This window comes from Porcincola intestinalis (genome assembly GCF_009696445.1).
In the GTDB taxonomy this organism is placed as follows: domain Bacteria; phylum Bacillota; class Clostridia; order Lachnospirales; family Lachnospiraceae; genus Porcincola; species Porcincola intestinalis.
In genome coordinates this window covers 1-22,903 of the sequence record NZ_VULZ01000018.1, presented here as the reverse complement: position 1 = coordinate 22,903, position 22,903 = coordinate 1, and the positions used below count along the sequence as shown (strand labels likewise).

The following is a 22,903-nucleotide window of genomic DNA, read 5'->3' as shown; positions in this document are numbered from 1 at the left end:
CAAGATAATTCCTTTCTTTTTGATCCTGTTACTGTTTACACTGTGATCTTACTGAAGAAGAGATACGGAAACCATTTTTTAAAGTGACAGAAAGTGACACGAACTGTCACTTTCTGCGAATAAGGTATGCTTTTTTTGCTTCAAAACGCAATCGAAACAACGGTTCCTTTTCCTGTCTCTGACTCAATTTCAATTTTATGGCCCAGGTTATCTAATACTGTTTTCACCAAATATAATCCGATGCCGGAGGACTGGTCGTTTTCCCGCCCGTTAGAACCTGTATAATAGAGATCAAAGACCCGGGGAAGATCCCGCGGGCGGATGCCGACGCCTTCATCCTGTATGGCAAGAGAAACATGTTCTCCTTCCTTTTTCGTGCGAATCGTAATCCCGGAGCCCGCCGAAGAATACTTGACTGCATTGTGGAGCAGCTGTTCTATCACAAAGGCCAGCCACTTCCTGTCGCTATGAATCAAAGTCTGATCCCCGCATGTCACTTGCGGAAGTACCTGATATTGGATAAAAAGCCGTTTGTTCTTTCGGATGACCTCCTGCAGCAATTCCCCTAAAGAGATTTCCTCAATTACCAGATCGTTTTTGACCTGTCCGGAACGGGCAAGTCCCAGCATAAGATCCATTTGGTTCTGAAGACGATCCAGTTCATACAGCACACCGAAAGTGTCTATCTGCTTTGTATCATTCTGTACCATCAGACGAATCACGCTGACAGGGGTTTTCATCTGATGGATCCACTGCATCAGGTGGCTCTGCCACCGGCTATTTTCTTCTTGCCATGTATTCATTTGACGCTGATAGATTTCATAACATTTCCTGTTATAGCGGAAAAAGGCGTTAGATTCATCATCTGTCGTTTTCGTCTCAACCATATCTTCCAGAAAATCCGGCACGCGATTCAGTGTCTGGTAAAGTTTTCGTTTGCGGATATACCGCAGCACCATTAACATCAGAAACAGGAACAAAGACAGAAACAGGAAATAACAAATGCCGTCCGCTGTCTGAAACCCATCCAACCGGTGATAGCCATAAGACAGAAAAACGGCATTAAAAAAATAAAGGAGAATGATATCCAAATGGTCTTTCAGAAACAGCTTCATGTATTGTCACCTCCAATGATCAGCTTATAACCGAAAGAGCGGACCACCCGGATTGCTATAGGCAATCCTGCGGCGACAAACTTTTCACGTAGCCTGCGGATGTTGACATTTAAAGTGTTCTCCTCCACGAAGGAATCATCGTCCCAGACCTGCATGAACAACTCTCCTCTGGACACAGCATCAGGAAATGCAGCAAATAACACGCGGAACAGACTGTTCTCCGTAAAGGACAACTCTGTTTGTTTCCCTCTGCATGCTACGGTCTGCCGGTTCTCCCAGAAGATAACACCGCATTTCTCCTCTCCATGGTCTGCGTTCTCAGGCTTTAATTCTCCATAATTACGGCGTATGATAGCATTTACCTTGGCGAGCAGTACATCGGGATCAAAGGGTTTTGTGATATAATCGTCCGCGCCGGAGTCCATCCCGCGGATCTGATCTGCGGTGCTATTTCGAGCCGACATGATCAGAATCGGAACTTTTGTACGCTCCCGCAGACTCCGGCACCAGTAAAACCCGTCATATTTCGGCAGATTGATATCCAGCAGGATCAGATCCGGCTGTTCCACTTCGATTTGCCGATCAATGATTGAAAAATCCTTTGCCTCTGTGCAGTCATAACCATAGCGGGAAAGCAACTGGGAAATCTGCTCTGCAAGCGCCCGGTCATCTTCAATGATTGTGATCTTATACGACAAACGGTTGTTCCTCCCTCCTGTGACAAATAGTAACTTCTTCAGGTTAAGAATAATCTGAAATCTCTATCATACAGCGATTGATTCCATTGTAAATCACGTTTTGCATTTTGCGCCGCTCAGTTGTACCGGTTTTTTAACAGTAACTTTCTTATCGCTTTGAGTTGCCCTCTCATAAGAATAAGGCACAAGGCATATGCTAAGTATAGAAATAAATGCCATAATTACCACTGTTATCAATGCTGCCAAAGTGCTTCCTTCCGGCAAGGTAGCATATTTAGATTAAACCGTGTATAGCGGCGGATCAGGGAGATAATGCGTGCCAGCAATTCCTCCATGACAAAAGGCTTTGTCAGATAATCATCGGCTCCGGCCCGCAGGCCTCGCGCCTTTGATATGTTGCCTTTTTTCGCCGTAAACATCAGAACGGGGACGCTGCTTTCCTTTCTGATCTGTACCAGAGTTTCCAAGCCGTCAAATCCGGGCATCATCACGTCAGGAATGACAAGCTGATACTCGTTTTCCTTTAACTTCTCCAATCCATCTCGATCAGAATAGCAACAATCAGCCTCTGTTTCTTCCCGTGAATCACTAAAATCTTATTCATGCTCTCGCCACCGTCCTGGCTTTGTCCTGCCATCAATAGGTTTTTTCGCATCTTTTGGGATCAGCCATACCGTCCCCATTTTGACAGCGCCAGCGATTCGGTCTGCTGTGCAGTAGTAATTTATCATCCGGGGTGAAATGCCCCATATGCTACTTGCTTCTTTCAATGTCATGTAGTCCATACCACTTGCACCTCCAACAAAAGCTATTATACTTCGTTCTTTCGAAAGATACCAGATTAACAGAGGCGATAGTTTAACGGTTTTTATGTTTCCGCCAACTATAATAACAGTTTTACTTATATCATTCCTGTTTCAGCCACAGATCAAAGGTTATGTGATTCGTATCCAGAAGATTTACTCCTTCCCTGAAACTGAGTTTTTGCCCTGCCACGCCTTCGAAAACGAGCCAAATTCTCCTGGACTTCTTTTATTATCCTCAAAAACAACACTTTCTATTATTAAGGCAACAATCATAGTTAGCATGAGTCGATATGCTCAATGTGGCGGATCGCCAGTATGACATTGATAGAATCCTCCCCGGAGTGGAAGAATGTACCGCCTTCTGGCATTCAACAAAACCGACACGTTCTGGTTGGAATAGAAGCCTTTGTCCGCGATAATGATGCAGTACCTGCATCCAGCGGCGTTTACGTTATCCATGAACGCCACTTACAACTTTCTTTTGTCATTTTTTGTCTCCTCAACTGCAAAACGAGATGCAACCCCTCTCGTTTTACAGTTGAGGTGAGATCTTCAAGAACAAAAACAGCAGCTTCTTGCATTTCCAAGAGCGCCGCTGTTCTATATTCCTGATGTGAAGATTAATATCAGTCAAATTATCCCATAACTCAGTGTTTTCTCTTTTTCCGTATCACGTGGACAATGACAGAAATCACAATCGCGGCGACAATAACTCCGATTACAGGCAGCCATGTGTCAACTATACTCTGAAATACACCGTTCCAATTTACATTTTCAAACATCTTCATCCCTCCGTTTTCTTTTACTCTGTCACGATCCGTTTGCTGGCCAGATAGGTTGCAAGAAAATATCCTCCATAAATAATGAGGAACAGAATTATTGTCAAACCGATATTGGTTGAGATATGAATATTCATAAACTCTTCCACGACAGCCATTCCCTTGCTGATCAAAAAAGCCGAGTAGACCCATGCGACCATTAAAGGAAGGGTAAAAAACTCAAACTTCCCACATCAAAAGTGGGCTTGCTCCTTGAAAACTCAATAGTTTAACTGGCAAAAATTATCATTTCATGCAACGGCGTTTGGCAGAAGAGATTTCTGCATATATTCTGGAAGGCGGCTAATGAAATCGTTCATGAATTCAGTAATCTGTTTTTCCGAAGCCCGGAAAACTGTTTTTATACTTGCCAGCATGGCGTCCACCAGGATCCTCATGGATTGGTTGAATGTGATATCCGCCACTTCATCCACCATAAAATAGAAGAGCTCCCCAAGTGTGCGTTCATCTTCATCATCGCGTTTTGCGGCCGACATCATCATGTATCTGGTAAATACCAGTGCCACATGCGCAGTAAGAGCATCATAGGAAAGTCCGTGATACTCAGATCCAAGGTTAAGGAAACTCTTGCAGGTTTTGAAGAAGACCTCTATATCCCAACGCTTGCCATAAATCCTGATGATTTCTTCCTCACTCAGAGACAGATCTGTACAAATCAGAGCCAGCCAGTCTTTCCGGTTTATACGGTTTCTGACGCAGACGATCCTGGCATCCACAGAATGACCGTCTTTTTTATCCTGTCCAACTTTTACGGGAACGGACAGAAGATATCTTGAACGGCCACGGCGCTTTTTGCAGCTGTTATAAATCTGTTTGATGTTCCGGCGTTCACCGTTGAACTCATAGCTGATCCTGGAACTGACCTTGACCATGGCGATGGTATCCAGTCCCTTATCCTTCAGTTCTACGATCTGATGAGGATTGGAAAACCAGCTATCAAAGAGAACATATCGGACTTTATGCCCAGCTGTTATGGCTTCGTCAATCAGCTGGATCATGACATCTGTTCCTTTGCTCTGCGCCATGATTCTTCTCTTTCCTCCAAGCGAGCGCCTGTCATAAGACTTCACCTCTCCCAGGATGTTTTCTTTTTTCGAAGACGCTAACAGGGAAAAGTTGATCGGAATAAAGGAGCATCCATCGGTCCAGCCCAATGTCATCAAGCGGAATCCTTTTTTGAACTTCATGCTGACGTGGTCAAACACTTTGGATGCCAGTTCTGTATGCCTGAAACCAATCCTTTCATAGAGCGAATCATCAACAACAAAACAGTCAGCTCTGTCTTTGGAAGTCAGCCCGCGCAGATGCTCGTTGATGATCTTCTCAGAAAGTTTTGTCGTGAAACGCAGCCAGTTAGAATGAGCACTGCGGAGAAAACGATAATAGGCATTCTTGGAAAAATCCTCTTTAAAGCTACCAGTTCTCTTCTGCATGTACATACTCCTGTCACGGAAGACATTGCATAGAATGTAGGTGAACAGCGTCATGAAAGGGATGCCCTTTTCCTTCTTGCAGTTACATTTCTTCAAGAGGGAGCCGACCTTGAAATCATGGATAAATCGTGAGATTGAGTTGGAAATTTTCTTTTGTTGCAAGCATCAAATGGTACAATAGACATGGCGCAAGTCCTCCAAGGTGTGATTGGTTTTTCGTCGAATCTATTGTACCAAGGTATGGGGCTTACGCCCTTTTTTATCGGCTAAGATATTGAGTTTTCAAGGTTCTCAGACATTTCCCGTGTGGGAAGTTTCAGTAAAAAAGACAGCCGTCTGTATAAAAAGTGTCCGGTTAATTTGTCTGCGTGTCGTTCCCAGCTTTTGCAGCAATCCATATCGATAAACATTGTCCGTCGTCTCTGTCAGTTGCTTTAGCGCCAGAAGTGCCGCACAGATCAGAAGAAAGACAATGCCAAGATAGCTACAAAGAAAACTTACCAGCGCATTGGTCCCGTAAAACATTTCATACATCATGTTCTTTTCTGTATATCTATACCCATGGGTTTCATCGAGGCCGATCGGAATCATTTTTTGCAGGATTTCATTGGAGTCCACATCCCTGAGAGAGTGCTACTCGTGTGTCTGTTCTTATTGAGTGTCCATGGATCAGAACATCGCCGGATGTTGGGAAAATAAGGTGTGTCATCATACGGAGCGTCGTGGCCTTCCCAGCCCCATTCTCTCCCAAAAAACCACAAATATCCCCCTTCTCAAGACTGAAATTCAGATGATCGACAAGTATCATCCGATCAACCTTTTTAGTGAGTTCGCTGACTTCTAATACAGTTTCTTTGTTTGGCTGCATAAACTTACCTCCATCTCTGTTGTCAGGAGAAGAATAGCATCAGAACTTAAACGCTCCATATGTGTACCTTAAAGTTTTGATAAAATATCATAGTGGATTTTACAAAGCCGCGGGAATATGCCAAACTGATATAAATCCTGTTGTTAACAAGTAGACCTCTCTGCACCTGTGAGGATATAATAAGTCTATATATCTATGTTCTTTCTCAGATGTTAAGACAGTTTTTCTCTGCCTCGTTTGCCCCTTGCAAAAACACCAATCTATGAACTTCCTGCAAAAAAGACAGAGGGGAAATCACTGTTTCGTGATTTCAGGAAAATTCAGAGGAATTTGGACTTGCTTTGCCTGGCCTTCATGGAGGAGCTGATTGATGAAGAAACGATTATTAAAATGGCTGCTGGGAATCCTGACCGCACTTGTCGTAATCGTAACAATTGACATGATGGTTTGCATTCATCAATATGGAAAAGGGAAAGTTACTCCCTGGCAGGTGGCGGAAGTCAATCTTTTCCGTGAGGCAGTTGTGCTGGAAGAACAGAATCTGGAAGCGCTGTTTCTGACGGATCATGACTGGACCGGTGATGAGCTTTTAAAGCTTGGATGCAGGGAGACAGACCGCATGGGGAGTATGGGCTATTATACCGCGCCGGACGGAACAGAGTTTCGTGTCAATGACAGGAGTGAATGGTGCTCCTTCTTTCGGCTACATGACATAGAAGGCATTACGCTGGAACAGCTGGGTCTGCATACATAAGGGACTCGCTGATAACATGGCAGTTTCGCCCATTTGGACAGACAGATGATTTCGAGAAAAGCACAGGGCATTGAGGCGGTATCGATGAACCGTCGAAACTGTTTTGAGAAAAATATGCGCAGAGGGGAAGAGGAAGGTATGGAAGCTGAAACGAAACAGAGCAAAAACAGCAAACGAATCAACAGACTCGTTAAATTACTGGTTTTCCCGGTTGTATTTCTGATTGTTGGAAACATCATGCTTTGGATTGCGGCTGATTACGTGAACCATCCTTATCTCTTCTTCCTGAAAGACCTGATCGCGTGGATCACTGGGATTAACCCTCTTCTCATCCTCCTTCTTCTGTTGCTGGCCGCCGTCACAGCCTTGCCTGCCGTCTGGGGCAGAACAGCCCTGAGGAAGCAAAGGAAGCGGCTTCGGAAAAGGAGCGCATATCCCGAAAGGAGCTTCTTATCATGTTCGCGGGACTGTCCCTGCTGTTTTTTGTGATCTTTTCCGGACCTACGACGTTGCTGGTGTTGTCATCGGGCGAAAATCGCCACTCAGCATCGGATTAAAACAACCAATCAGTATCGGATTAATAGAGCCAATACACCAGCAGCTCCTTTTTTATTAATTATTCATTGTTGATAGTTGGTCTCCGACATGGATGTCTATTTTTCTCCGTCCTGAACCTCGATAGCTGTTACCATGCAATGAGATAACAAGGCACTGATCAAAAAAGCGATCCATTGCACTTTTTAGTGCTTCCTCATCAGAGAAGAAATCGATCCATTTATCGGGCTCTACATTGCTGGTAAGGATCATTGTATTAGGCGCATCTTTGCTATACCGACGATCCACTACATCGAAGAAAAGGCGTGTGTTTTCCTTATCGAAATCACAATAACCGAATTCATCGATGATCAGGCAGGTCGGTTTAATCAGACGGCGGATTATCTTTTCACGCTGTCCATCCAGCAGAGCAGCCGTGAACTTATCATTTAGCTCAGATGCCTTCAGGAAATAGGTCTTGAGCCCCTTTTCACAGCATTTGTGGCCGATGGCCATAGCCAGATGGGTTTTACCAACGCCCTGCGGACCGACGAGGAGCAGATTCTGACGGGCTTCCAACATAGATAAAGTCTGGAGATTCTCAGGTTCATCTGCCTCGTGCCCGTGAAAGCGTGTGAAATCAAAGCTTTCAAACGTACACGGATGCTTCATAGGAAGCCGGCTCAGATTCAACATCATCTCTACGATGTGCCTGCGCTTTTTCTCATCCATAAGTTTAAAGAGTTTATGGATATAGTAAACGTTGTCATAGCTGAGATTATTATTCTGGGCAAAGCAGGCGATCTCTTCAGCAGTTGCATCCAGTTTGAGATCCTTTGCCATCACCCCGATTTCTCTGAAGAAAAGGGTTGCATCTTTATTCATGCCATCTGCCCTCCTCCAGATTGAACTGATCAAACCATGGATCGTGGCATGATGATTCTTTCTGATAAATGCTTGCTTTGACAGGCGCTGTAGGCTCTTCCTCGGGTTCAAGCTTCGGATATTGGTCTGCGCAGAATGAATCTTTTCTGCTCCACGTTACATTATGATGCGTAAGCTCATACTGCATTTTTTGATCGTAAATGTAGAGCGTGTAGCCATCACGCATAACACGACAGGTCTTCTGATCATAAGCGTAAGGTACACCAAACCTCCGGCCTTCATAGGCCACAAACCCATCGAAGGAGATCGTTCTTTCCGGAGCCAGATAGAACCGGATCTCATCAGTAAGTTCCAGCCTGGTTGTTTTCTGACTGCATTCCTTTCCATGCATCTGAAACGGGACACAGTCATGAGACTGATGGTACCGGTTGTTCTGCTCCAAGCACCAGTGATCTGCCTGATAGTTAAGGTCTGTCAGCTCTGTAAAGATTCTTCCCGGGAGGAAGTTCTCCTTCACAAAGCGTACCAGCCTCTCTGAGGTACCTTTTGTAAAAGGATGTCTGGGTTTGCAGAGTTTTGTTTCGAAACCCACTGTGTTCATGAAACGCTCGTAATCCTTCTGCCAGATCGGGCTTCCGTCAGATGCACGTCTGATCACAACACTTTTCATGTTGTCAGTAAGGACGTAACTGGGAATGCCCATCATCTGGAAAGCATGCAGCATGCCTATAAACAGGTTTTCCTGCCGGGCGTTGGTAAAGAACTCGATGTAACACATGCCGCAGTGATGGCAGACCATGACGAAGCAGGCAAGTCGGTAAGTGCCGCCAGCGCTGGTCCCTACATCAATAAAACCCCAGTCCATCTGGTAACTGTCGCCAGCCGGAGTTGAATATCTCCGTCCGCGATTGCCCTGTGGGGAGACCTGCTGCCTTTTAGCCGGGACCAGATCCCTGTGTGTCTCTATGTAAACACGTATCCGCGTGATGCCGCCTGTATAGGACTTTTCTTTCAGGCGGTTGTAAATCACTTAAGCATTTGTAACATTCTGCCGAAGCAGGTCGTCGATTATATCGGTGAACCCCGTAAGGACAGTTCTGTCCGCCTTCTGGCCTGTCCGGCCATGAGGACTGACTATAAAGTTATTTTTCTTGAGACGCCGCAGTTTCGCACGGGAAACTCCCGTAATGCGCTGCATCTCAGCGAGATTGACCTTCCTGATATCGAAATTCGGCCCAAGCTTTTCTTTTATCTCATTGAGACCGTGTGTTATGATTGTCTGAAGGTCATTGCCATTAATGTCTTCTTTGTTCATTGATCCTGTCAACTGGTGTATTGGTCATTCACTAGCTTAATCAGAACCTAGATGACTGGCAATGGCTTTTTTAATCCGATGATCATGTGGCTGATTTAATCCGATGTTTTTATTGGCTATAAAAATCCGATGCTAACAGCAGTTCAGACCGATAGCTGCATGAAAAGTCTTTTGCAGGCAAAACTGATTGCTTATCTCGTCGGATTTGACGGGTAAGCCTGTATAGCGAGACAGGCAGTTGATTTTCCTTTCCCTCCTGTCCTCTTCTGTGCAGATTGTTCCTTGACAAAGAAAGCGCCCAATCAGCGCAGTATAACAACAGTTCAGATACTTTATGATGGAAACGAGCCGTCGGACTGGTGCGCCATGACCCGTGAAAGGAGGGATGAAACGAGGCGAGCGATTTTGACCAGCGTTCCGCAGGCGGTCTCTGACAGGACCGCAGCGATGACTTTTCATCATGGATAATGATACTCCCGTACAGCCACAGTCTGAGTGATGATACTGCACCAAAGGCAATGGGTACGGCTGGGTGAGAACCACGCAGGGGTGAGATTCCCGTGGGCTCTGTCAGGGCCGTCTGATCTGTTATTTTTAACGAACCATACAAGTATGAAAGAGAGTGACACATGATGAATGACAAAAATTCCTTCCGGATGCTGGAGGAACCATCCTGTTCAGCATATACGATAGGAAATACGACCTTTCTTGTCCGCTCTTATGGCTTTGAACAGGCAAAGGAACGGGCTCCTGCAAAGATCCAGAAAATGATCCTGGCAGAATATAGGAAAAGGAAATCCGATCTTCATACAGGAAATGCAGAACGGCAGAAACAGTGAAAACGCAGCGGACGGAAGCATCCATGCGGCGGTATAATAGGAATGGCTGAAGATCTGTTTGACTGTCGGGAAAGGAGGAAATGAGACAAAACAGTCAAACATAATCGCTGCAGATACAGAGGCTTCCGTTACCGCTCTCTACTGCCGTCTGTCACAGGATGACAAACAGGAAGGCGATTCCAACAGTATTTTTAATCAGAAGCGGATTCTAAAACAATATGCCGTGGAGCATGGCTTTCAGAACTATCTCTATTTCATTGACGACGGGTATTCTGGTACAAATTTCCGGAGGCCGGGTTTCGAGAAAATGATCGCCGGTGTCAAAGACGGATCTATCCGAAGGATCATTGTCAAAGATATGTCCCGACTGGGGCGAGATTATCTTCAAGTCGGAATGTATACGGAAATCCTTTTTCCAGATCACGACATTCACTTCATTGCGATCAATGACGCCGTGGACAGTGACAAGGGTGAAAATGAGCTGACGCCATTTCGGAATGTATTCAATGAGTGGTACGCCAGAGATACCAGCAAAAAGATCCGGGCTGTCAAGAAAGCCAAAGGACTTGCCGGGGAGCATATGACCAGCAACGTACCATATGGATACCGAAAAGATCCGGATAACCCGAAGCATTGGTTGATTGATGAGGAGGCGGCCGAAGTCGTACGCGAAATTTTTCAACTGTGTGTGGAGGGAAACGGGCCGGCACGGATTGCGAAAATGCTGGCGGAACGGAAAATTCTCTGCCCTACTCACTACATGATCACGAAAGGGATGAAACCAATTTCTCATCTTCCAACCTCTCCCTACGGGTGGTCGTCTACTGTTGTCGTCAACATACTGGAACGAAGGGATTATCTCGGAGAAACCGTAAACTTCAAGACCCATATCAAGTCTTACAAGAATCGAAAGAAAGTGAATAATCCGCAGGAAGAATGGAAAATCTTCAGGGACACGCAGGAACCGATCATTGACGAAGAAACCTTCTCTATTGTACAGAAAATACGCAAGGGACGGCGCAGGCCTACCCGGATGGGCAAGATGCCGATCCTCAGCGGAATGCTCTACTGTGCGGACTGTGGAAGCCGGATGTTCCTGCAGCGACGGGTTTCTGATTCTATAGGTCAGTATAACTTTGTATGTGGCCGTTATCGTCAGGGGCCGGGCAACTGTACCATGCACTATATCCGCTATGCTGTTGTGGAAAAGATTGTGCTTGAAAATCTCCGTGAAGTTGTTTCCTATGTCTCGTCCTATGAGGATGAATTTACAAAAATGATCATGGACGAAGATTACAAAGAGAAGCACAGAGACATCGAGCAAAAAAACAGGCGGCTGGAGGAAATCCAGAACCGGTACAGGGAACTTGATCAGTTATTTCAAAGGGTTTATGAAGATAATGTCCATAGGAAATTATCAGATGAACGTTTTATGAAGCTGACAAAGGGATATGATGTGGAGCAGGCGTCTCTGCAAGAAGAGGAAACTGTTTTATCTGCAGGGCTTAAAGAAGAATCACGCCAGGCGGTTAATGTAGAAAGATTCCTGCATATTGTCCGGAAATACACGGAGATTCCGGAACTTACGCCTGAGATCCTGCATGAATTTATCGATAGGATCATCGTCCATGAGGCTGATAAGAGCAGCGGGAAGCGTTTGCAGGAGATAGAGATTATCTACAATCATATCGGTTCTTTTGACAAGTCAAACATAACGTTATGGCGTGGAAAAGCAGTACAGCCATAAAATAAACTGTACTGCTTACCGTTAAACCGGAAGTGTCCTTATAAAAGCCTAGCATTAATGAGGTTTTTTCGTTTTCCCAGTCTATGTTGGAAAAACGGAGATTTGCCACATCACTGCTCCTGAGGCCAAGCCGGGTAATCAGCAGAATGATGGAATAGTCGCGCAATCCGCAAGGATTGCCTTGATCAATAGAGGACAGAAGCTTTCTGACTTCTTCTTCTGAATAAACAGAAGGAATTCTGCTCTGTCTGTTATAGTGAGGGTTTGGGATCTTTGGAAAGAGTTCCTGTTCCATGAGCTGGTTATCATAGCAGTATTTCAGGTAGTAGCGGACCGCCCGCATTGTATGGTTGATCGTGGGCTTTTCATAACAGGCAGATAAGGAATCCATAAAGGCGTACACATCCCTGATACCGATATCATTCAGTAAGCGAATGCCCTTTCCGTCAAGAAAGGTGAAAAATCTCTCCAGATAGAGACTGAATGTCTGAACTGATTTTTTCTTGAAACCGATGCTCTTTCGATATGCGAGATAGGCGTCCGCACTTTCCTTAAAGACATCAGGGAAGACGTAATTCCGCATGTCTTTTGCGAGATAAAGGATCACACTGCCACTTTGTTGATACTCTGCCATAGCATTGATAGAGCGCAGATACTGGTAACAGAACTTTCCTTCTCGTATTCTTTCCGACATGGAATAGTGATCTTCCAGAAACTGCAGGCCGAGATCCATGCTGAATGTCTGGGCGTCTTTCTCCGTAGCGTAGCGGATAAACTGTCTTGCAACTGTTTGAAAAGTCGTCTGATAGTAGCTGGAAGCCCCTGCTTCTTTAAGAGCCACAAATGTTTTATCAGCGAGCTCCGGTAATAATAAAGTCCTCATGATTGATTTACCTCCTTCACGATTTTTTGTCATGAGACAAAGAAATCCTGTCGGATTATGAGAAGTAAATCAACTGATAATTCGCATAGGAAAGGGTTTTGGTGTCATTAACTTTTCATAATCTATAGCTTTCCATAACCCGTCCCCCTTTCTGGTTGACACAGGCGATCACGGTTGCCTTTGTACTCATTGGCTGACTTCCCCTCCTTTCCCTGAGAACAGGACATCCTTCACCAGCTCCTGTTTCTGTCTGCTGACGGCCTGCCTGCGGTCACCGCCGCTGACCTGCACCGGTGTACACATTTCCAGCACCCGGCTGTAGATCCGTGCGTCCGCAACCGTTGCCGGGTTCCGAAGCTCACGGATCGTCAGGTTGGTCGTGATGATCAGCGGAAGATTCGCTTTATAGCGTTCGCCGATCACGGCATAGACCTGCTCCTTCGCATACTCCGTACTGCGCTCGATCCCCAGATCATCAATGATCAGCAGGGAATAGTGATTGAAGGACGCAATGTACTGGTACCGCTCCTCCGTATACATGGCCCCCATCTGGTTCAGGATCCTGGAAAAGTTGGTCATCAGCACCGGGACCGCCTGTTCCAGCAGCACATTAGCAATACAGGCTGCCGCGAAGGACTTGCCGGTTCCGACATCTCCCCAAAGCAAAAGGCCAAGGTTTTTGTCCCTGACTTTCCTCCAGTTCTCCACATAATGTTTCGCCCAACGGATCGTATCCGTCTCCTCTGCCACATCAAACCGCCAGTCCAGCAGGTGGCGCTCCTGAATACCTGTTGCTTTCAGCCGATGGATGGTGTTCATCCGCTCCCTGGCTTCATCCGCCTCTTTCTGCCGCCGCATCTCCTCCTGCCTGCACCTGCAGGTGCAGGGAAGGATCCGCATCTTTCCGAAAAGTTCCTTCCGGCACTGCACCGGCGTATGGCATTTCCCGCAGTAGAGCAGGCCGTCGTCACCCAGGTATTCTCCCTCCTTTGGCGTTGTCTCCGTTTCCAGCCTGCTTAAAAAGCCTTCCAGCAGCTCTTTCATAAGCTCTCCCCGGCAGAAAACTGGTAATTCCCATGATCATAGGACTTCTTTTCCCTCTCTTTCTGCCTATCACGCCTTGCCCAGCTGCGGATCGTGGCCAGGTAATTTTTGTAGATCCTGCCGGTCGAAGCCATGTACTCCGACAGGCGCTCGATGCGGTTCTGGTAATCATTCGGGAATTCGTTTTTCAATTTTTCCACCTCCTCATCCGTAAGAAGCACGTTCCGGTACTGGCCATAGCGGTGGCGGACCGGATGCTTCCTCTCTCTTTTCTTGTTTATTTCCGTATTTGTTCTTTCTGTACTTGTTCTATCTTTCTTTATTTCTCTTGGGTTTTCCGTATCCGAAAGACCCGTATCCGGATTTTCCGTATACGGTGATCCTGTATCCGGTAAAGCCCCCTCCGGCAAAGCCCCATTGAGCAAAGTTCCCTCCGGCATCTCATAGATCACGTATTCGATCTCCCCCATGCGCCCGTTTTCCTGCCGTTTCTGGCTGCGGATGAGATACCCGTTTTTCTCCAGTTCCTGGAGCGCCGTATTGATGCTGTCCACGCCTTCCCTGCTGATCGCGGCAATGCCCCGGATGCTGTAATGCCATTCATCCGGCAGCCTGAGGAACAACGAAAGCAGCCCCTTGGCCTTCAGGCTCAGCTTCTTATCCCGCAGGTGATAGTTACACATGGTGGTGTAGTTGGCATTCTTTTCAACCCGGAAAACAGCCATGACGCCCACCGCCTTTCTTTCTCCCGGAAGATGCTGCCGGAACCAGGTAAGGGCATTCCTCAAAAGCGCAGTCTCCCCGGAGCGAATAGGGCGTGTGATATCGGCAGTTCCTGCACTCCGAAAATCTCCCATCGCAGCCGTCATCATAGTGGTCACAGCCCGGCGTCTCCCGCATCAGCGCTTCGATGGCCCCCATCCTTCCATCGGTAAACCTCATTTCGCGCCCTCCCTTTCTGATACCCGGAAGGGTATCCCTTCGTTCTTCATTTGATCCGTCCTCCCTGGGACATAAGAAAAGGGAGCGGGATCCGCCTTTTGCAGCAGGCTTCCAACGCTCCCTTGTTCTGGCATGTTCCTGTGAAAATCACTTTATAAGGCCGCTTCCGGTGCAGTCCTTTCCGATGTTTTTGCTTTCGGTTCATGACCCGTTGCCTCTTTCTTCCTTTCTCCGAGCTGTGCAAGAACAGAAGGCTTCTTTTCTGCTCCGTCCCTTGCTGCTTTCTTTTCCCTTTCCTGTGCCAGATTCCTCGCTGCTGTTTTCTCCGCCAGCTCAAAAACACGATTCGTCTTGTCATAGTGATAAACATGATCGGAGAGTCTCTCTTCTGGGGCCACCTGCGCCTCATTAATCGACTGCACCATCGCCTCCAGGTCATGGAAGTCCGCTTTCCCATCATCCGGAATCAGGAGCACCTCATGGATGGAAGAGGGAAGGACAAAGAGATCACCGCCGACCTGCTCCGCCGCCTGCTCCATGAACCCCGGATACTGGATGACGGAAGCGCCCATAAAGCCATCTTCCACGGTCGCCACCAGCATGGCCGGCTCTTCCGGCTCTGTGCCCGTCATCTCCGCCATCACTTCCCGCATGGAACACAGAGAGGCCGGATGGGTGATCGGCGCGTTTTCCAGGGCATCCTGATGAAGCTGTTCCGCGGTGATCCCGAAAGCCTCCAGCTGCCGGTTGGTGACAACGGAGGTCATCCTGCCGTCGGCACTGCCACCCATGTCCACGCGATAGATCAGCGCCAGGTCCTCCACCTTCTGATGGGGAATCTTCTGCAGTTTGTCCTCGTTTCCTTTCTGCGAAATGATCTCCATCATCAGCTTCGGCTTGATGGTCTCATACTTGCTGAGTTCATCAATGTCGATCTTCGGGGTACGGTCAAGCGCTTCCATGATCTGCATCTGTACGTCCTTCACAAGGTCCTGAAAGGGTTTTCCGGCTTCATAGGCCTGAAATGCAGGATTCAGGTTAAGATCGACCTCTACCCGGGAATCCCCGTTTCGGAAAGAAAGCCCGCGATAGGATTCCCCCTGGAGCTTTTCCACGTCCCGAATCCCGATCCTCACATCGGCATACTCCGGCGGAAGATCTGTGACAAAACGTGCTGTCAGATCTTCTTTTATCTGTTCCAGAAACTGCTCATAATTCATCTGTCGTCCTCCTTTGCGTGAAATAAAATAAGACCGGTCAGATCGCCTCAAAAGAGGGTCTAACCGGCCTATGTAAGGTAGAACAAATGATCAAAAAATACGGAGTATCACGGCATTGAACTCGTGCAATCGAACTTTTTTGTTAGCAGGATTTTTAAGTGATTTTTGCTCTTGTTAGCAAAACGACGATTTTTGTTAGCAAAAAAGAGGGGGTTTTGCTAACACGTTAGCTGGCTAACAAAGGCGGAAGGTTTTGAACTCCCGGCTTGCGGTGTTAGCTGGCTAACAGAAATCAAGTGAATTTTATGGAGAGATACAAAAAGCGGAAAACCAAAAAACCTTGATTTTCCGCGGAATTTTCAGCGTCCCCGAGAGGATTTGAACCTCCGACCTCACGCTTAGGAGGCGCGCGCTCTATCCAGCTGAGCTACGAGGACTTGTATAAAATTGACAATTTCGGCTCTTTTTTCGAACTCACAGCCGATATGAGTTTTCCGGTAGGCAGACGGTTCGCAATCACCTTAGGAGTTATTTAGTAAAGTCTCAGCAACTTTGACTATCCGGTGTATGATCTTGCTTTCAAACCAACTTGATCATTTTCTTTGTTGGATACAACGTTACTATCAGATTTGCCTCCATATCATTCATATTTTCCCAGTTCTCTTTCCTGAATGTCTCTTTGTTCAAACCATAAGGAAGGTGAATCTGAATCTCACTGTTCTCTCTCAGAGCAATTGCTGTTGAACCCTGCAGCTTTGGATTCGCCAGTTCCAAAAGCAGAGTATTTAGGCTAGCGTACCAGGCTTTTCCGCCAATATAAATATCCTGTAAGTTGATACCGACCCCATCCATTGCATTTTCATTATACAACGTGACAGTTACGTCATACACCCTATCAGGTGCGAAGGTATACTCGTCCTCTCCACCGTATTTCGTCAGATAATCCTGATATTCCAAAATTTCAGCTTTGTCAACCCGAAAAGCGTATCCCTTCATAGTGAAATCCATCAGTATATCCTCATCCGGATAGACCTTTTCCCCCATAGGGTACACCACAGTCTCAGCATCTTTCCAGCGTTGGTTGACGCTTCTGTAGGACTGCACATACATGCCTGCGAAGGAAGCAAGAAAAAACAACAGCAAAATTACAACCGTATGTCTTCCTCTTTTCCCTTTATTAACGGTATCTATATTTGTCATTGTCTGTTTTCACTCCTTCCATCTCCCTCTCTTCTGGATCCCTGCTATTAATTCTCGATATTGTGACCGACTGCTTCTTTGAGGCTGACAATTCGTCCATCCACAACCTCAACAATTACATCCGACCATCTTCTCAGGCGCTCATCATCATGACAAGTGATTAGTACCATAGCTCCTCTATCCTTTTCCTGTTGTATGATTTGTTCAAAAAGATCGATGCCTTCCTCATCCAATGCATTGATGGGTTCGTCCAGAAGCAATAGATCCGGTTGCCCCATAATAGCTGCTGCGATTCCAAGACGCTGTTTCATACCAAGAGAATATTTCCGATACTTTCGCCTGTCCTCCGGATCCAATCCCACCCGGAGCAATGCAGTTTCTACATCCTCTGGATGGGCCTCTTCACTCAAGGAATTCAAAAGCTCCAGGTTACTGCGTCCTGTGTAAGCGTTCAAAAAAGCCGGGTTCTCAATCAGCACTCCCATCTTTTCAGGAAAGGACAGATCCTTTCCCAACTGCTTGCCATCAATAGACACGCTTCCACTGTCTGGAAAAATCAAACCGGCCGCCATACGCATCAGCATCGTCTTGCCGCTTCCGTTGATTCCCCTTAATCCATAGATTTTGCCCCTCTCAAATGTCACACATATGTCATTTAAAACCTTCCTATCCTTCAGGGTCTTATTCACATGATTAATACAAAGCATACCGCCTGTCCTTTCTGAAGATCGACGCAGATATTGTATTATTTTCGCATCTGCCCGTATCTGCTTCTATCCATCCCGTAGATATTCAGACTATTTTACATGATGTCGAATCTTCTCATCCTTTGCCAGCCGGCCAACGTCAGTATCGCCATATAAACCAGGCTGAGCAAAACCCCTGTGGATTGCACTGCCTTCCCCCCATCAACCCAGATACTTCTGATCACCATTGTATACACTCCCGGCAGCAATGGATTCTGCACATAGGTAGAAACCAGAAGAACTGCTACCACAATAGCGAAGGCACCAAGACGATTCATATACAAGCTCAGAAATAGTTGGAATAAATTGAATACAGCAGCGGTCAATGGTGGCAGAAAGAAAAGCTGTATAACGAGCTCGAAGGTTGATGGGTCTGTCATAAAAACATAATCCTGTAAATTGAGGAGAACCTCGTTTGAAAAGCAAAGTGTACACGAAAGCCCTACCAGCAAAGACAAAAGAAACAAAGTCAGATAAAAAAGACAAAAACTGAAGCATGTGGAAATCACAACATAGACTTCCTTGGCAAACCACCACCATCTTCGATTTCTTATCCGAATAAACACTTGTATGCCATACCTTCCGCGTAAATTCTCCATCGGATAATTCAGCGTAAGAAGTGCTGAAGCAAGAAATGGCAGGAAATAGACGATTGGCAGAAGGAATATTCGCTCATCCAAACTATGTGGCCTGCGTCCGGAAAAGCAGTAAAGAAGGCAATCAGCCAAAGTCAGGTTTCCTGAGAACACATTTTCTCCATAGCAGGCATGATAATGTGCAGAAAAATCAAGAAATACAAGCAGTCCTATGGCAACAACAGCCAGATAGACAGTTTTTTTTGCCCATATACCATTCTTCAGATCAAAAATAATCAGCTTATACAGCTTCATATTTCCTGCCCTTCCTCATAATCGTTGACACCATAAATAAAAGCAGAACGCCGGCCTCCGAAGCAGCAATCAAACCGTTATGGTTGTTTGCCATCGGCATTGCACGAAGAAATTTTGCCGGAGAAAAATCATAACCTGTCCCCAGAAAAGTCAAAAAATTCGAATCGATGTATTCCATAGCTGTATATAAAATGAATGGAACCAGCACAGCGGTGGTTCTGCCAGCCCCATAAAAAGCCGCCGTTACCGAAAGCAACGCTAAAACTCCTCCGTAAAAACTATCAAGCAGGATATATAGAAACACATACAGTCCAGGCTCCTCATAGTATAAGCCTGACCACATACTTTTTTGAAACAAGGCACCATAAGGATAGACCACTTCCGGTGTAAGACAGGGCAGATACATGGATACCAATAGAAAGTTCATAAGAAGGGAGAGCAGAATCACCACTGCCCCTGCTAAGAATACTGCCACTGCCTTTGCTGTAAAATATTTCTTCCTTCCCACACGTCCAATCAGAATGCCTGTGTAACCGGTTTTTTTCTCACTTGACAGCGACCAGCCAAATGGCAAGGTAGCGAATAGAGGAAACATAAAGTAGAACAAGGTGCTCCAAAAAGAAGACGTATCGGCCCCCATCCATCGCACAAAAGCTGAACTTGCCGTTAGCTGTGGATTTCCTGCCCCCTTATACCGTAAACTGAGTAGACCGATTCCAATTGCTTCTCTTGCCTGGAGTATGACCAACAGCAAAAGAAGGGCCAGTACTACCGCCATAGTCTTTTGAAAAAAGGCCTTCTTCAATTCCATAATGATACATTTGCGCATAGTGCTTCCTTTCATTCAGCTAAACCGATATCCAGCATCACTCTGTCAGCATACATACCACATATTTGTCCTGCCTCTATTCCTGCCGCCGGAACGAAATACCCCAGTGTAAGCTCTGTCTGTTCTCCCTGTGCCAGTCTGTAATACCCAGGATCTCCTTCCACCGGCGAATTAGAAGCCCCGCTGAAATATACAGCCCCATAGATATCTTCATTTTTTATATTTTCAAGATAGAAGTTATTTATGTTAAAGACCTCTTTCTTTACCCATCCCACCGCATCAATGTTCTCAATCTCAATGTCTAACAACACCAGTCTCCATTTCGAACTAATCCGTCCCCTGGAATCCAGATATAAATCGATTGTTTCTGAAAAGTCATCTTTTGTCAGAGCCCCTTCCTCTAAGCTATCAAAAACAGTTGCTTTCTTGACCGTATAAGCCAACTGTCCCTCTGCGGCAATAAATGAATCATTAAATTTTTCCCCCAGTGAGACATTATCCTGTGCCATGCTGCGGGTTTCATACTCTGCCTCTTCCGTTTCCGCGTTTTCCTTTTCCATTGCCGACTGTGTCTCTTTCTTTCCAGAATCTGCTTGTATCTTTTCTGCAAGTATCGGTTTGTATGCTTCTGCCATATCTGCCTTCTGTCCCGATGAACATCCTGCGAGCAGGTATATAACAACTGCCATTAAGGACATAAGTCGAAGTTTCAAGTTTATCCCCTCCATCCCCCTTAAGTCGATGTTCCTATAGGTAAGATCATGATTATAAGGAAAGGCAGTCTAACACAGACTGCCTTTCCCTTGACATCAATTCACAATGACATACTTTCTCTCTCTTTCTGTGGTGACTATGTATTAGAACAAGGGTCTAACTCCTTCCTATCCAAAACATACCCAGAAACAATCATACTAAATATAGGCTTAATATAACGCTGCCATTAAGTTTCATTTCCACCGAATTACTTTATCTATGAACGTCAACACCTATAAAAATAACGTTTACACCCCAATACTACCGCGACAGACATGTCCCTTCAACATGAATAGTACACAAAAAAAATACCATTTTTTTGTTAAGTTAAGCTTTCGTTTTGTAAAAGTACTTTTATGTGACATCTTTAATATCTTGTATAAATATTTTCGTAATACATAGTTTTAAATTGTGCATTATTTAAATTTTATCCTGACACAGAGTCAGTGACACCTCCTTTTTCTGCTAATCCTATTCATCCTTGCACTGTTTTATCCTCTGGCGATCGCATGACCACTAAGCCCGGCAGCCCTGAAACAAAGACCAGATAGTGTTCGTATTTGAATTCATTCGCGCACGTTTTTAAGGGCAAATACGAACCTTTATTTGCCTTCATGGCCGTTTCTGATATCATATCAGAGACGGCCATCTCTTTTTTTCTACATTCATCCCGCTGCGAATGTTATAGAAAATGACTATATGATCGTCATATACATAAACTGAGTTTATAAACGTATCAATGATATTGTGACAGAATTTATCATCATTAATATCTCCTGTTGTAAACTTGTACAGCCAGGCAGACACTTCTTCTTTCGACAATCCTATACCCGCAGCGACTTTCATTTTTGAGAGATCTTCTTGCGTATCGGCTCGCTGCACTTCCAGATTCTCTATATGGGCATAAATTCTCCCATGTACGGATTTAGGAGCGTCCGAAAGAGTATCAACAAGCCGGTCAAGTTCTCCCTCAATTTTTTTCAGCCTGGATTCCAATTCATGTATTTGAACTTCGGAGAAATTCTTTTTATACTCCCGTACAACTCTTTCTGAGATATACTCAATTTGATCCGGCTCTAAAATATACTCTAGTGTCTTATTGACCACAAACTGTTCGAGGTCTTCCTTCTTCTCATTTTTCTTTGGACACCTGTAGGGATGTTTCCTGTGTGAACATCGATAATAATGATAAATCATTTTACTTTTCGATGTTCCGGATACTCCGACCATAGCTTCTCCACATGTTCCGCAATATAGTTTCCCGCTTAAAAGGTACTCGACTTTTGCTTTTCGGGCAGCAGGAGCCCTGGATCGAAGTTTAATCTGCGCCTGTACTTTTTTAAATGTTTCTTCGTCAACTAGCGGGACAGCCATCCCCTCAACAATATCCCCTTTAAACGTACCTTTTCCGATATATACAGGGTTTCTCAGGACAGAATTAAAGCTTCCATACGTTAGCAGGTTCCCATTTGGGGATTTTATCCCCTTCGACTCCATCTCACGGATAAGATCTGCCTTTGCTCTTCCTGAAGCATATTGTTCAAAGAGGTAGCGTACAATGGGTGCCGTTTTTTCATCTGGCACCAGTTTTCCTTTCTCTACCTTGTATCCATACGGCAGGTGACCACCGTTCCAATGGCCTTTTAATGCCGTTTCACGTTTGCCCCGCTTAGTGTTTTCTGAGAGATTGGCGGAATAATATTCTGCCATGGATTCCAAAAGGCCTTCGGAAATGATGCCCTCTGGGCTGTCTGTGATGTTCTCCATGACAGACACTACTTTTACTCCATATTTCTTTAGCTTTGCCTTATAAATCGCGCTATCATATCGGTTTCTAGCGAATCGATCCAGCTTCCAAACGATTACAAGCTGGAATTTTCTCGTGCTCGCATCAGAGATGAGGCGTTGGAATTTTGGGCGCTTGTCTTTTGTCCCAGATATCGCTCTATCAATATATTCACCTATAACAAGGATCTCTTTCCGCTTTGCCCATGCATAATTATCCCGCAACTGCCCTTCTATGGATTGCTCGTTTTGGTTAGATGAGGAATATCTGGCATATATAACGTGAGCGGTACATAATCGGCGTCTTTGGAATGGCTTGATTTGCTGCTATAGTTTTTGCAGCCTGAAGTAAAGTGCTGGCAGGCTTTCTGCCGGATGGCCTGCACATTGAAAATGTGCGCTTGAATCACTTTGCCATGTAAATCAGGTAATCTAGGCTGAGGGTATGCCAAACAGACCGGAGTGGTCCGGTCTGAGGCTAATGTATGGCGAAGGGTCTCCTGCTATAACCAGGCACTCCGCTGTTTGTCTTTCTTTCGCGGAGTCCTGGGCCGCGGAGGGTCTTCCCCTCCGATCGCCAGGGATGGATCCTGCGCTGCCTGTTCCTGCTCATACTTTCTGTATGTTTCAGACCATGGCATCAGATCATCCAGGTGGTGTTCGCGGATGTATTGGCTCTTGGGAATATCTGAGTTGTTGGCCTCTAGAATAATCTGGCGCCATTCCCTGGCGCGAAGATCATGAGCAATCGTAGAAGAATCCATGGCATTACCTCCAT

General features: G+C 45.7%; 24 protein-coding genes, 1 tRNA gene and 1 pseudogene. 4 read left to right on the top strand and 22 right to left on the bottom strand.

Annotation, left to right across the window (positions count from 1 at the left end; genetic code table 11):
* Positions 1 to 140: 140 nt before the first annotated feature.
* The 7 genes and pseudogenes from FYJ35_RS13200 to FYJ35_RS13175 all read right to left on the bottom strand — a co-directional run bounded on the left by FYJ35_RS13200 (position 141) and on the right by FYJ35_RS13175 (position 5,759).
* Positions 141 to 1,115 carry a sensor histidine kinase gene (locus FYJ35_RS13200; protein WP_154527314.1) on the bottom strand — a complete coding sequence of 325 codons (975 nt, stop codon included), beginning with the start codon at positions 1,113 to 1,115 and terminating at the stop codon, positions 141 to 143.
* Complete coding sequence (locus FYJ35_RS13195; RefSeq protein ID WP_154527312.1) at positions 1,112 to 1,813, bottom strand: response regulator transcription factor; 702 nt, start codon at positions 1,811 to 1,813, stop codon at positions 1,112 to 1,114. The genes FYJ35_RS13200 and FYJ35_RS13195 overlap by 4 nt, the downstream gene beginning before the upstream one ends.
* 278 nt (positions 1,814 to 2,091) lie before the next feature.
* A pseudogene (locus FYJ35_RS13190) lies at positions 2,092 to 2,391 on the bottom strand (response regulator transcription factor); the annotation flags it as partial.
* Between the two features lie 18 nt (positions 2,392 to 2,409).
* Positions 2,410 to 2,598 (bottom strand): helix-turn-helix domain-containing protein, encoded by a 189-nt coding sequence (locus FYJ35_RS13185; protein WP_154527310.1) that lies wholly within the window; start codon positions 2,596 to 2,598, stop codon positions 2,410 to 2,412.
* A 668-nt stretch (positions 2,599 to 3,266) separates the two neighbouring features.
* A complete protein-coding gene (locus tag FYJ35_RS14880; protein ID WP_268892554.1) occupies positions 3,267 to 3,401 on the bottom strand; it encodes a hypothetical protein in 135 nt (44 codons plus the stop codon).
* Positions 3,402 to 3,688: 287 nt separating this feature from the next.
* Complete coding sequence (locus FYJ35_RS13180) at positions 3,689 to 5,053, bottom strand: IS4 family transposase (RefSeq protein WP_456300131.1); 1,365 nt, start codon at positions 5,051 to 5,053, stop codon at positions 3,689 to 3,691.
* Between the two features lie 442 nt (positions 5,054 to 5,495).
* Positions 5,496 to 5,759 carry an ATP-binding cassette domain-containing protein gene (locus tag FYJ35_RS13175; RefSeq protein ID WP_154527308.1) on the bottom strand — a complete coding sequence of 88 codons (264 nt, stop codon included), beginning with the start codon at positions 5,757 to 5,759 and terminating at the stop codon, positions 5,496 to 5,498.
* Positions 5,760 to 6,129: 370 nt separating this feature from the next.
* Here FYJ35_RS13175 and FYJ35_RS13170 point away from each other — a divergent pair, with 370 nt between their 5' ends.
* Together FYJ35_RS13170 and FYJ35_RS13165 are read left to right on the top strand one after the other, a co-directional pair.
* A complete protein-coding gene (locus tag FYJ35_RS13170; protein ID WP_154527306.1) occupies positions 6,130 to 6,513 on the top strand; it encodes a hypothetical protein in 384 nt (127 codons plus the stop codon).
* Positions 6,514 to 6,651: 138 nt separating this feature from the next.
* The gene (locus FYJ35_RS13165; RefSeq protein ID WP_154527304.1) at positions 6,652 to 7,002 is read left to right on the top strand and encodes a hypothetical protein; all 351 of its coding nucleotides are present in this window, start codon (positions 6,652 to 6,654) and stop codon (positions 7,000 to 7,002) included.
* A gap of 123 nt (positions 7,003 to 7,125) precedes the next feature.
* Here the strand turns inward: FYJ35_RS13165 and FYJ35_RS13160 are convergent, their stop codons facing one another.
* Positions 7,126 to 7,932: an ATP-binding protein gene (locus FYJ35_RS13160; RefSeq protein ID WP_154527302.1), complete on the bottom strand. Its 807-nt coding sequence runs from the start codon at positions 7,930 to 7,932 to the stop codon at positions 7,126 to 7,128.
* Positions 7,925 to 8,797, bottom strand: a complete 873-nt coding sequence (locus tag FYJ35_RS13155) for a DDE-type integrase/transposase/recombinase (RefSeq protein ID WP_205839843.1) — start codon at positions 8,795 to 8,797, stop codon at positions 7,925 to 7,927. The genes FYJ35_RS13160 and FYJ35_RS13155 overlap by 8 nt, the downstream gene beginning before the upstream one ends.
* Before the next feature lie 1,079 nt (positions 8,798 to 9,876).
* Here FYJ35_RS13155 and FYJ35_RS15420 point away from each other — a divergent pair.
* Positions 9,877 to 10,086 carry a hypothetical protein gene (locus tag FYJ35_RS15420; protein ID WP_154527298.1) on the top strand — a complete coding sequence of 70 codons (210 nt, stop codon included), beginning with the start codon at positions 9,877 to 9,879 and terminating at the stop codon, positions 10,084 to 10,086.
* Positions 10,087 to 10,144: 58 nt separating this feature from the next.
* Complete coding sequence (locus tag FYJ35_RS13145) at positions 10,145 to 11,833, top strand: DUF4368 domain-containing protein (RefSeq protein ID WP_154527296.1); 1,689 nt, start codon at positions 10,145 to 10,147, stop codon at positions 11,831 to 11,833.
* On the opposite strand, the gene FYJ35_RS13140 is transcribed toward FYJ35_RS13145, so the two are convergent.
* The 13 genes from FYJ35_RS13140 to FYJ35_RS14475 all read right to left on the bottom strand — a co-directional run.
* On the bottom strand, positions 11,760 to 12,749 hold the full coding sequence (locus tag FYJ35_RS13140) for a tyrosine-type recombinase/integrase (protein ID WP_154527294.1): 990 nt from the start codon (positions 12,747 to 12,749) through the stop codon (positions 11,760 to 11,762). The two genes, FYJ35_RS13145 and FYJ35_RS13140, sit on opposite strands and share 74 nt — an antisense overlap.
* A gap of 153 nt (positions 12,750 to 12,902) precedes the next feature.
* Positions 12,903 to 13,760, bottom strand: coding sequence for an ATP-binding protein (locus FYJ35_RS13135; RefSeq protein ID WP_154527292.1), 858 nt, complete (start codon positions 13,758 to 13,760; stop codon positions 12,903 to 12,905).
* Entirely contained in the window at positions 13,757 to 14,485 is a 729-nt protein-coding gene (locus tag FYJ35_RS13130; RefSeq protein WP_154527290.1) for a helix-turn-helix domain-containing protein, read from the bottom strand. Before FYJ35_RS13130 ends, FYJ35_RS13135 begins: the two co-directional genes overlap by 4 nt.
* Positions 14,466 to 14,702 carry a hypothetical protein gene (locus FYJ35_RS13125; protein ID WP_154527288.1) on the bottom strand — a complete coding sequence of 79 codons (237 nt, stop codon included), beginning with the start codon at positions 14,700 to 14,702 and terminating at the stop codon, positions 14,466 to 14,468. Before FYJ35_RS13125 ends, FYJ35_RS13130 begins: the two co-directional genes overlap by 20 nt.
* Positions 14,703 to 14,854: 152 nt before the next feature.
* Entirely contained in the window at positions 14,855 to 15,922 is a 1,068-nt protein-coding gene (locus tag FYJ35_RS13120; protein ID WP_154527286.1) for a DUF5688 family protein, read from the bottom strand.
* Between the two features lie 363 nt (positions 15,923 to 16,285).
* Positions 16,286 to 16,359, bottom strand: a tRNA-Arg gene (locus FYJ35_RS13115).
* A gap of 142 nt (positions 16,360 to 16,501) precedes the next feature.
* Complete coding sequence (locus tag FYJ35_RS13110; RefSeq protein ID WP_154527284.1) at positions 16,502 to 17,122, bottom strand: DUF5028 domain-containing protein; 621 nt, start codon at positions 17,120 to 17,122, stop codon at positions 16,502 to 16,504.
* Positions 17,123 to 17,169: 47 nt separating this feature from the next.
* Positions 17,170 to 17,829 (bottom strand): ATP-binding cassette domain-containing protein, encoded by a 660-nt coding sequence (locus tag FYJ35_RS13105; protein WP_154527282.1) that lies wholly within the window; start codon positions 17,827 to 17,829, stop codon positions 17,170 to 17,172.
* Positions 17,830 to 17,924: 95 nt separating this feature from the next.
* A complete protein-coding gene (locus FYJ35_RS13100) occupies positions 17,925 to 18,758 on the bottom strand; it encodes a hypothetical protein (protein WP_154527280.1) in 834 nt (277 codons plus the stop codon).
* The gene (locus FYJ35_RS13095; RefSeq protein ID WP_154527278.1) at positions 18,745 to 19,587 is read right to left on the bottom strand and encodes a hypothetical protein; all 843 of its coding nucleotides are present in this window, start codon (positions 19,585 to 19,587) and stop codon (positions 18,745 to 18,747) included. Before FYJ35_RS13095 ends, FYJ35_RS13100 begins: the two co-directional genes overlap by 14 nt.
* Positions 19,588 to 19,598: 11 nt before the next feature.
* Positions 19,599 to 20,300, bottom strand: coding sequence for a DUF5027 family lipoprotein (locus FYJ35_RS13090; RefSeq protein WP_154527276.1), 702 nt, complete (start codon positions 20,298 to 20,300; stop codon positions 19,599 to 19,601).
* A gap of 670 nt (positions 20,301 to 20,970) precedes the next feature.
* Complete coding sequence (locus FYJ35_RS13085; protein ID WP_328597093.1) at positions 20,971 to 22,404, bottom strand: recombinase family protein; 1,434 nt, start codon at positions 22,402 to 22,404, stop codon at positions 20,971 to 20,973.
* A 224-nt stretch (positions 22,405 to 22,628) separates the two neighbouring features.
* On the bottom strand, positions 22,629 to 22,903 hold a 275-nt coding region (locus FYJ35_RS14475), incomplete at its 5' end, for a hypothetical protein (protein ID WP_205839842.1).

Bases quoted from the DNA above. Each gene is read 5' to 3' on its own strand.
- FYJ35_RS13170 (WP_154527306.1), top strand. From the start codon at position 6,130: ATGAAGAAACGATTATTAAAATGGCTGCTGGGAATCCTGACCGCACTT.
- FYJ35_RS14880 (WP_268892554.1), bottom strand. From the start codon at position 3,401: ATGTTTGAAAATGTAAATTGGAACGGTGTATTTCAGAGTATAGTTGAC.
- FYJ35_RS13140 (WP_154527294.1), bottom strand. From the start codon at position 12,749: ATGACAAAAAATCGTGAAGGAGGTAAATCAATCATGAGGACTTTATTA.
- FYJ35_RS13110 (WP_154527284.1), bottom strand. From the start codon at position 17,122: ATGACAAATATAGATACCGTTAATAAAGGGAAAAGAGGAAGACATACG.
- FYJ35_RS13175 (WP_154527308.1), bottom strand. From the start codon at position 5,759: ATGCAGCCAAACAAAGAAACTGTATTAGAAGTCAGCGAACTCACTAAA.
- FYJ35_RS13160 (WP_154527302.1), bottom strand. From the start codon at position 7,932: ATGAATAAAGATGCAACCCTTTTCTTCAGAGAAATCGGGGTGATGGCA.
- FYJ35_RS13125 (WP_154527288.1), bottom strand. From the start codon at position 14,702: ATGAGGTTTACCGATGGAAGGATGGGGGCCATCGAAGCGCTGATGCGG.
- FYJ35_RS13095 (WP_154527278.1), bottom strand. From the start codon at position 19,587: ATGCGCAAATGTATCATTATGGAATTGAAGAAGGCCTTTTTTCAAAAG.
- FYJ35_RS13165 (WP_154527304.1), top strand. From the start codon at position 6,652: ATGGAAGCTGAAACGAAACAGAGCAAAAACAGCAAACGAATCAACAGA.
- FYJ35_RS13200 (WP_154527314.1), bottom strand. From the start codon at position 1,115: ATGAAGCTGTTTCTGAAAGACCATTTGGATATCATTCTCCTTTATTTT.
- FYJ35_RS13100 (WP_154527280.1), bottom strand. From the start codon at position 18,758: ATGAAGCTGTATAAGCTGATTATTTTTGATCTGAAGAATGGTATATGG.
- FYJ35_RS13130 (WP_154527290.1), bottom strand. From the start codon at position 14,485: ATGGCTGTTTTCCGGGTTGAAAAGAATGCCAACTACACCACCATGTGT.
- FYJ35_RS13120 (WP_154527286.1), bottom strand. From the start codon at position 15,922: ATGAATTATGAGCAGTTTCTGGAACAGATAAAAGAAGATCTGACAGCA.
- FYJ35_RS13185 (WP_154527310.1), bottom strand. From the start codon at position 2,598: ATGGACTACATGACATTGAAAGAAGCAAGTAGCATATGGGGCATTTCA.
- FYJ35_RS13155 (WP_205839843.1), bottom strand. From the start codon at position 8,797: ATGGACTGGGGTTTTATTGATGTAGGGACCAGCGCTGGCGGCACTTAC.
- FYJ35_RS13135 (WP_154527292.1), bottom strand. From the start codon at position 13,760: ATGAAAGAGCTGCTGGAAGGCTTTTTAAGCAGGCTGGAAACGGAGACA.
- FYJ35_RS13105 (WP_154527282.1), bottom strand. From the start codon at position 17,829: ATGCTTTGTATTAATCATGTGAATAAGACCCTGAAGGATAGGAAGGTT.
- FYJ35_RS15420 (WP_154527298.1), top strand. From the start codon at position 9,877: ATGATGAATGACAAAAATTCCTTCCGGATGCTGGAGGAACCATCCTGT.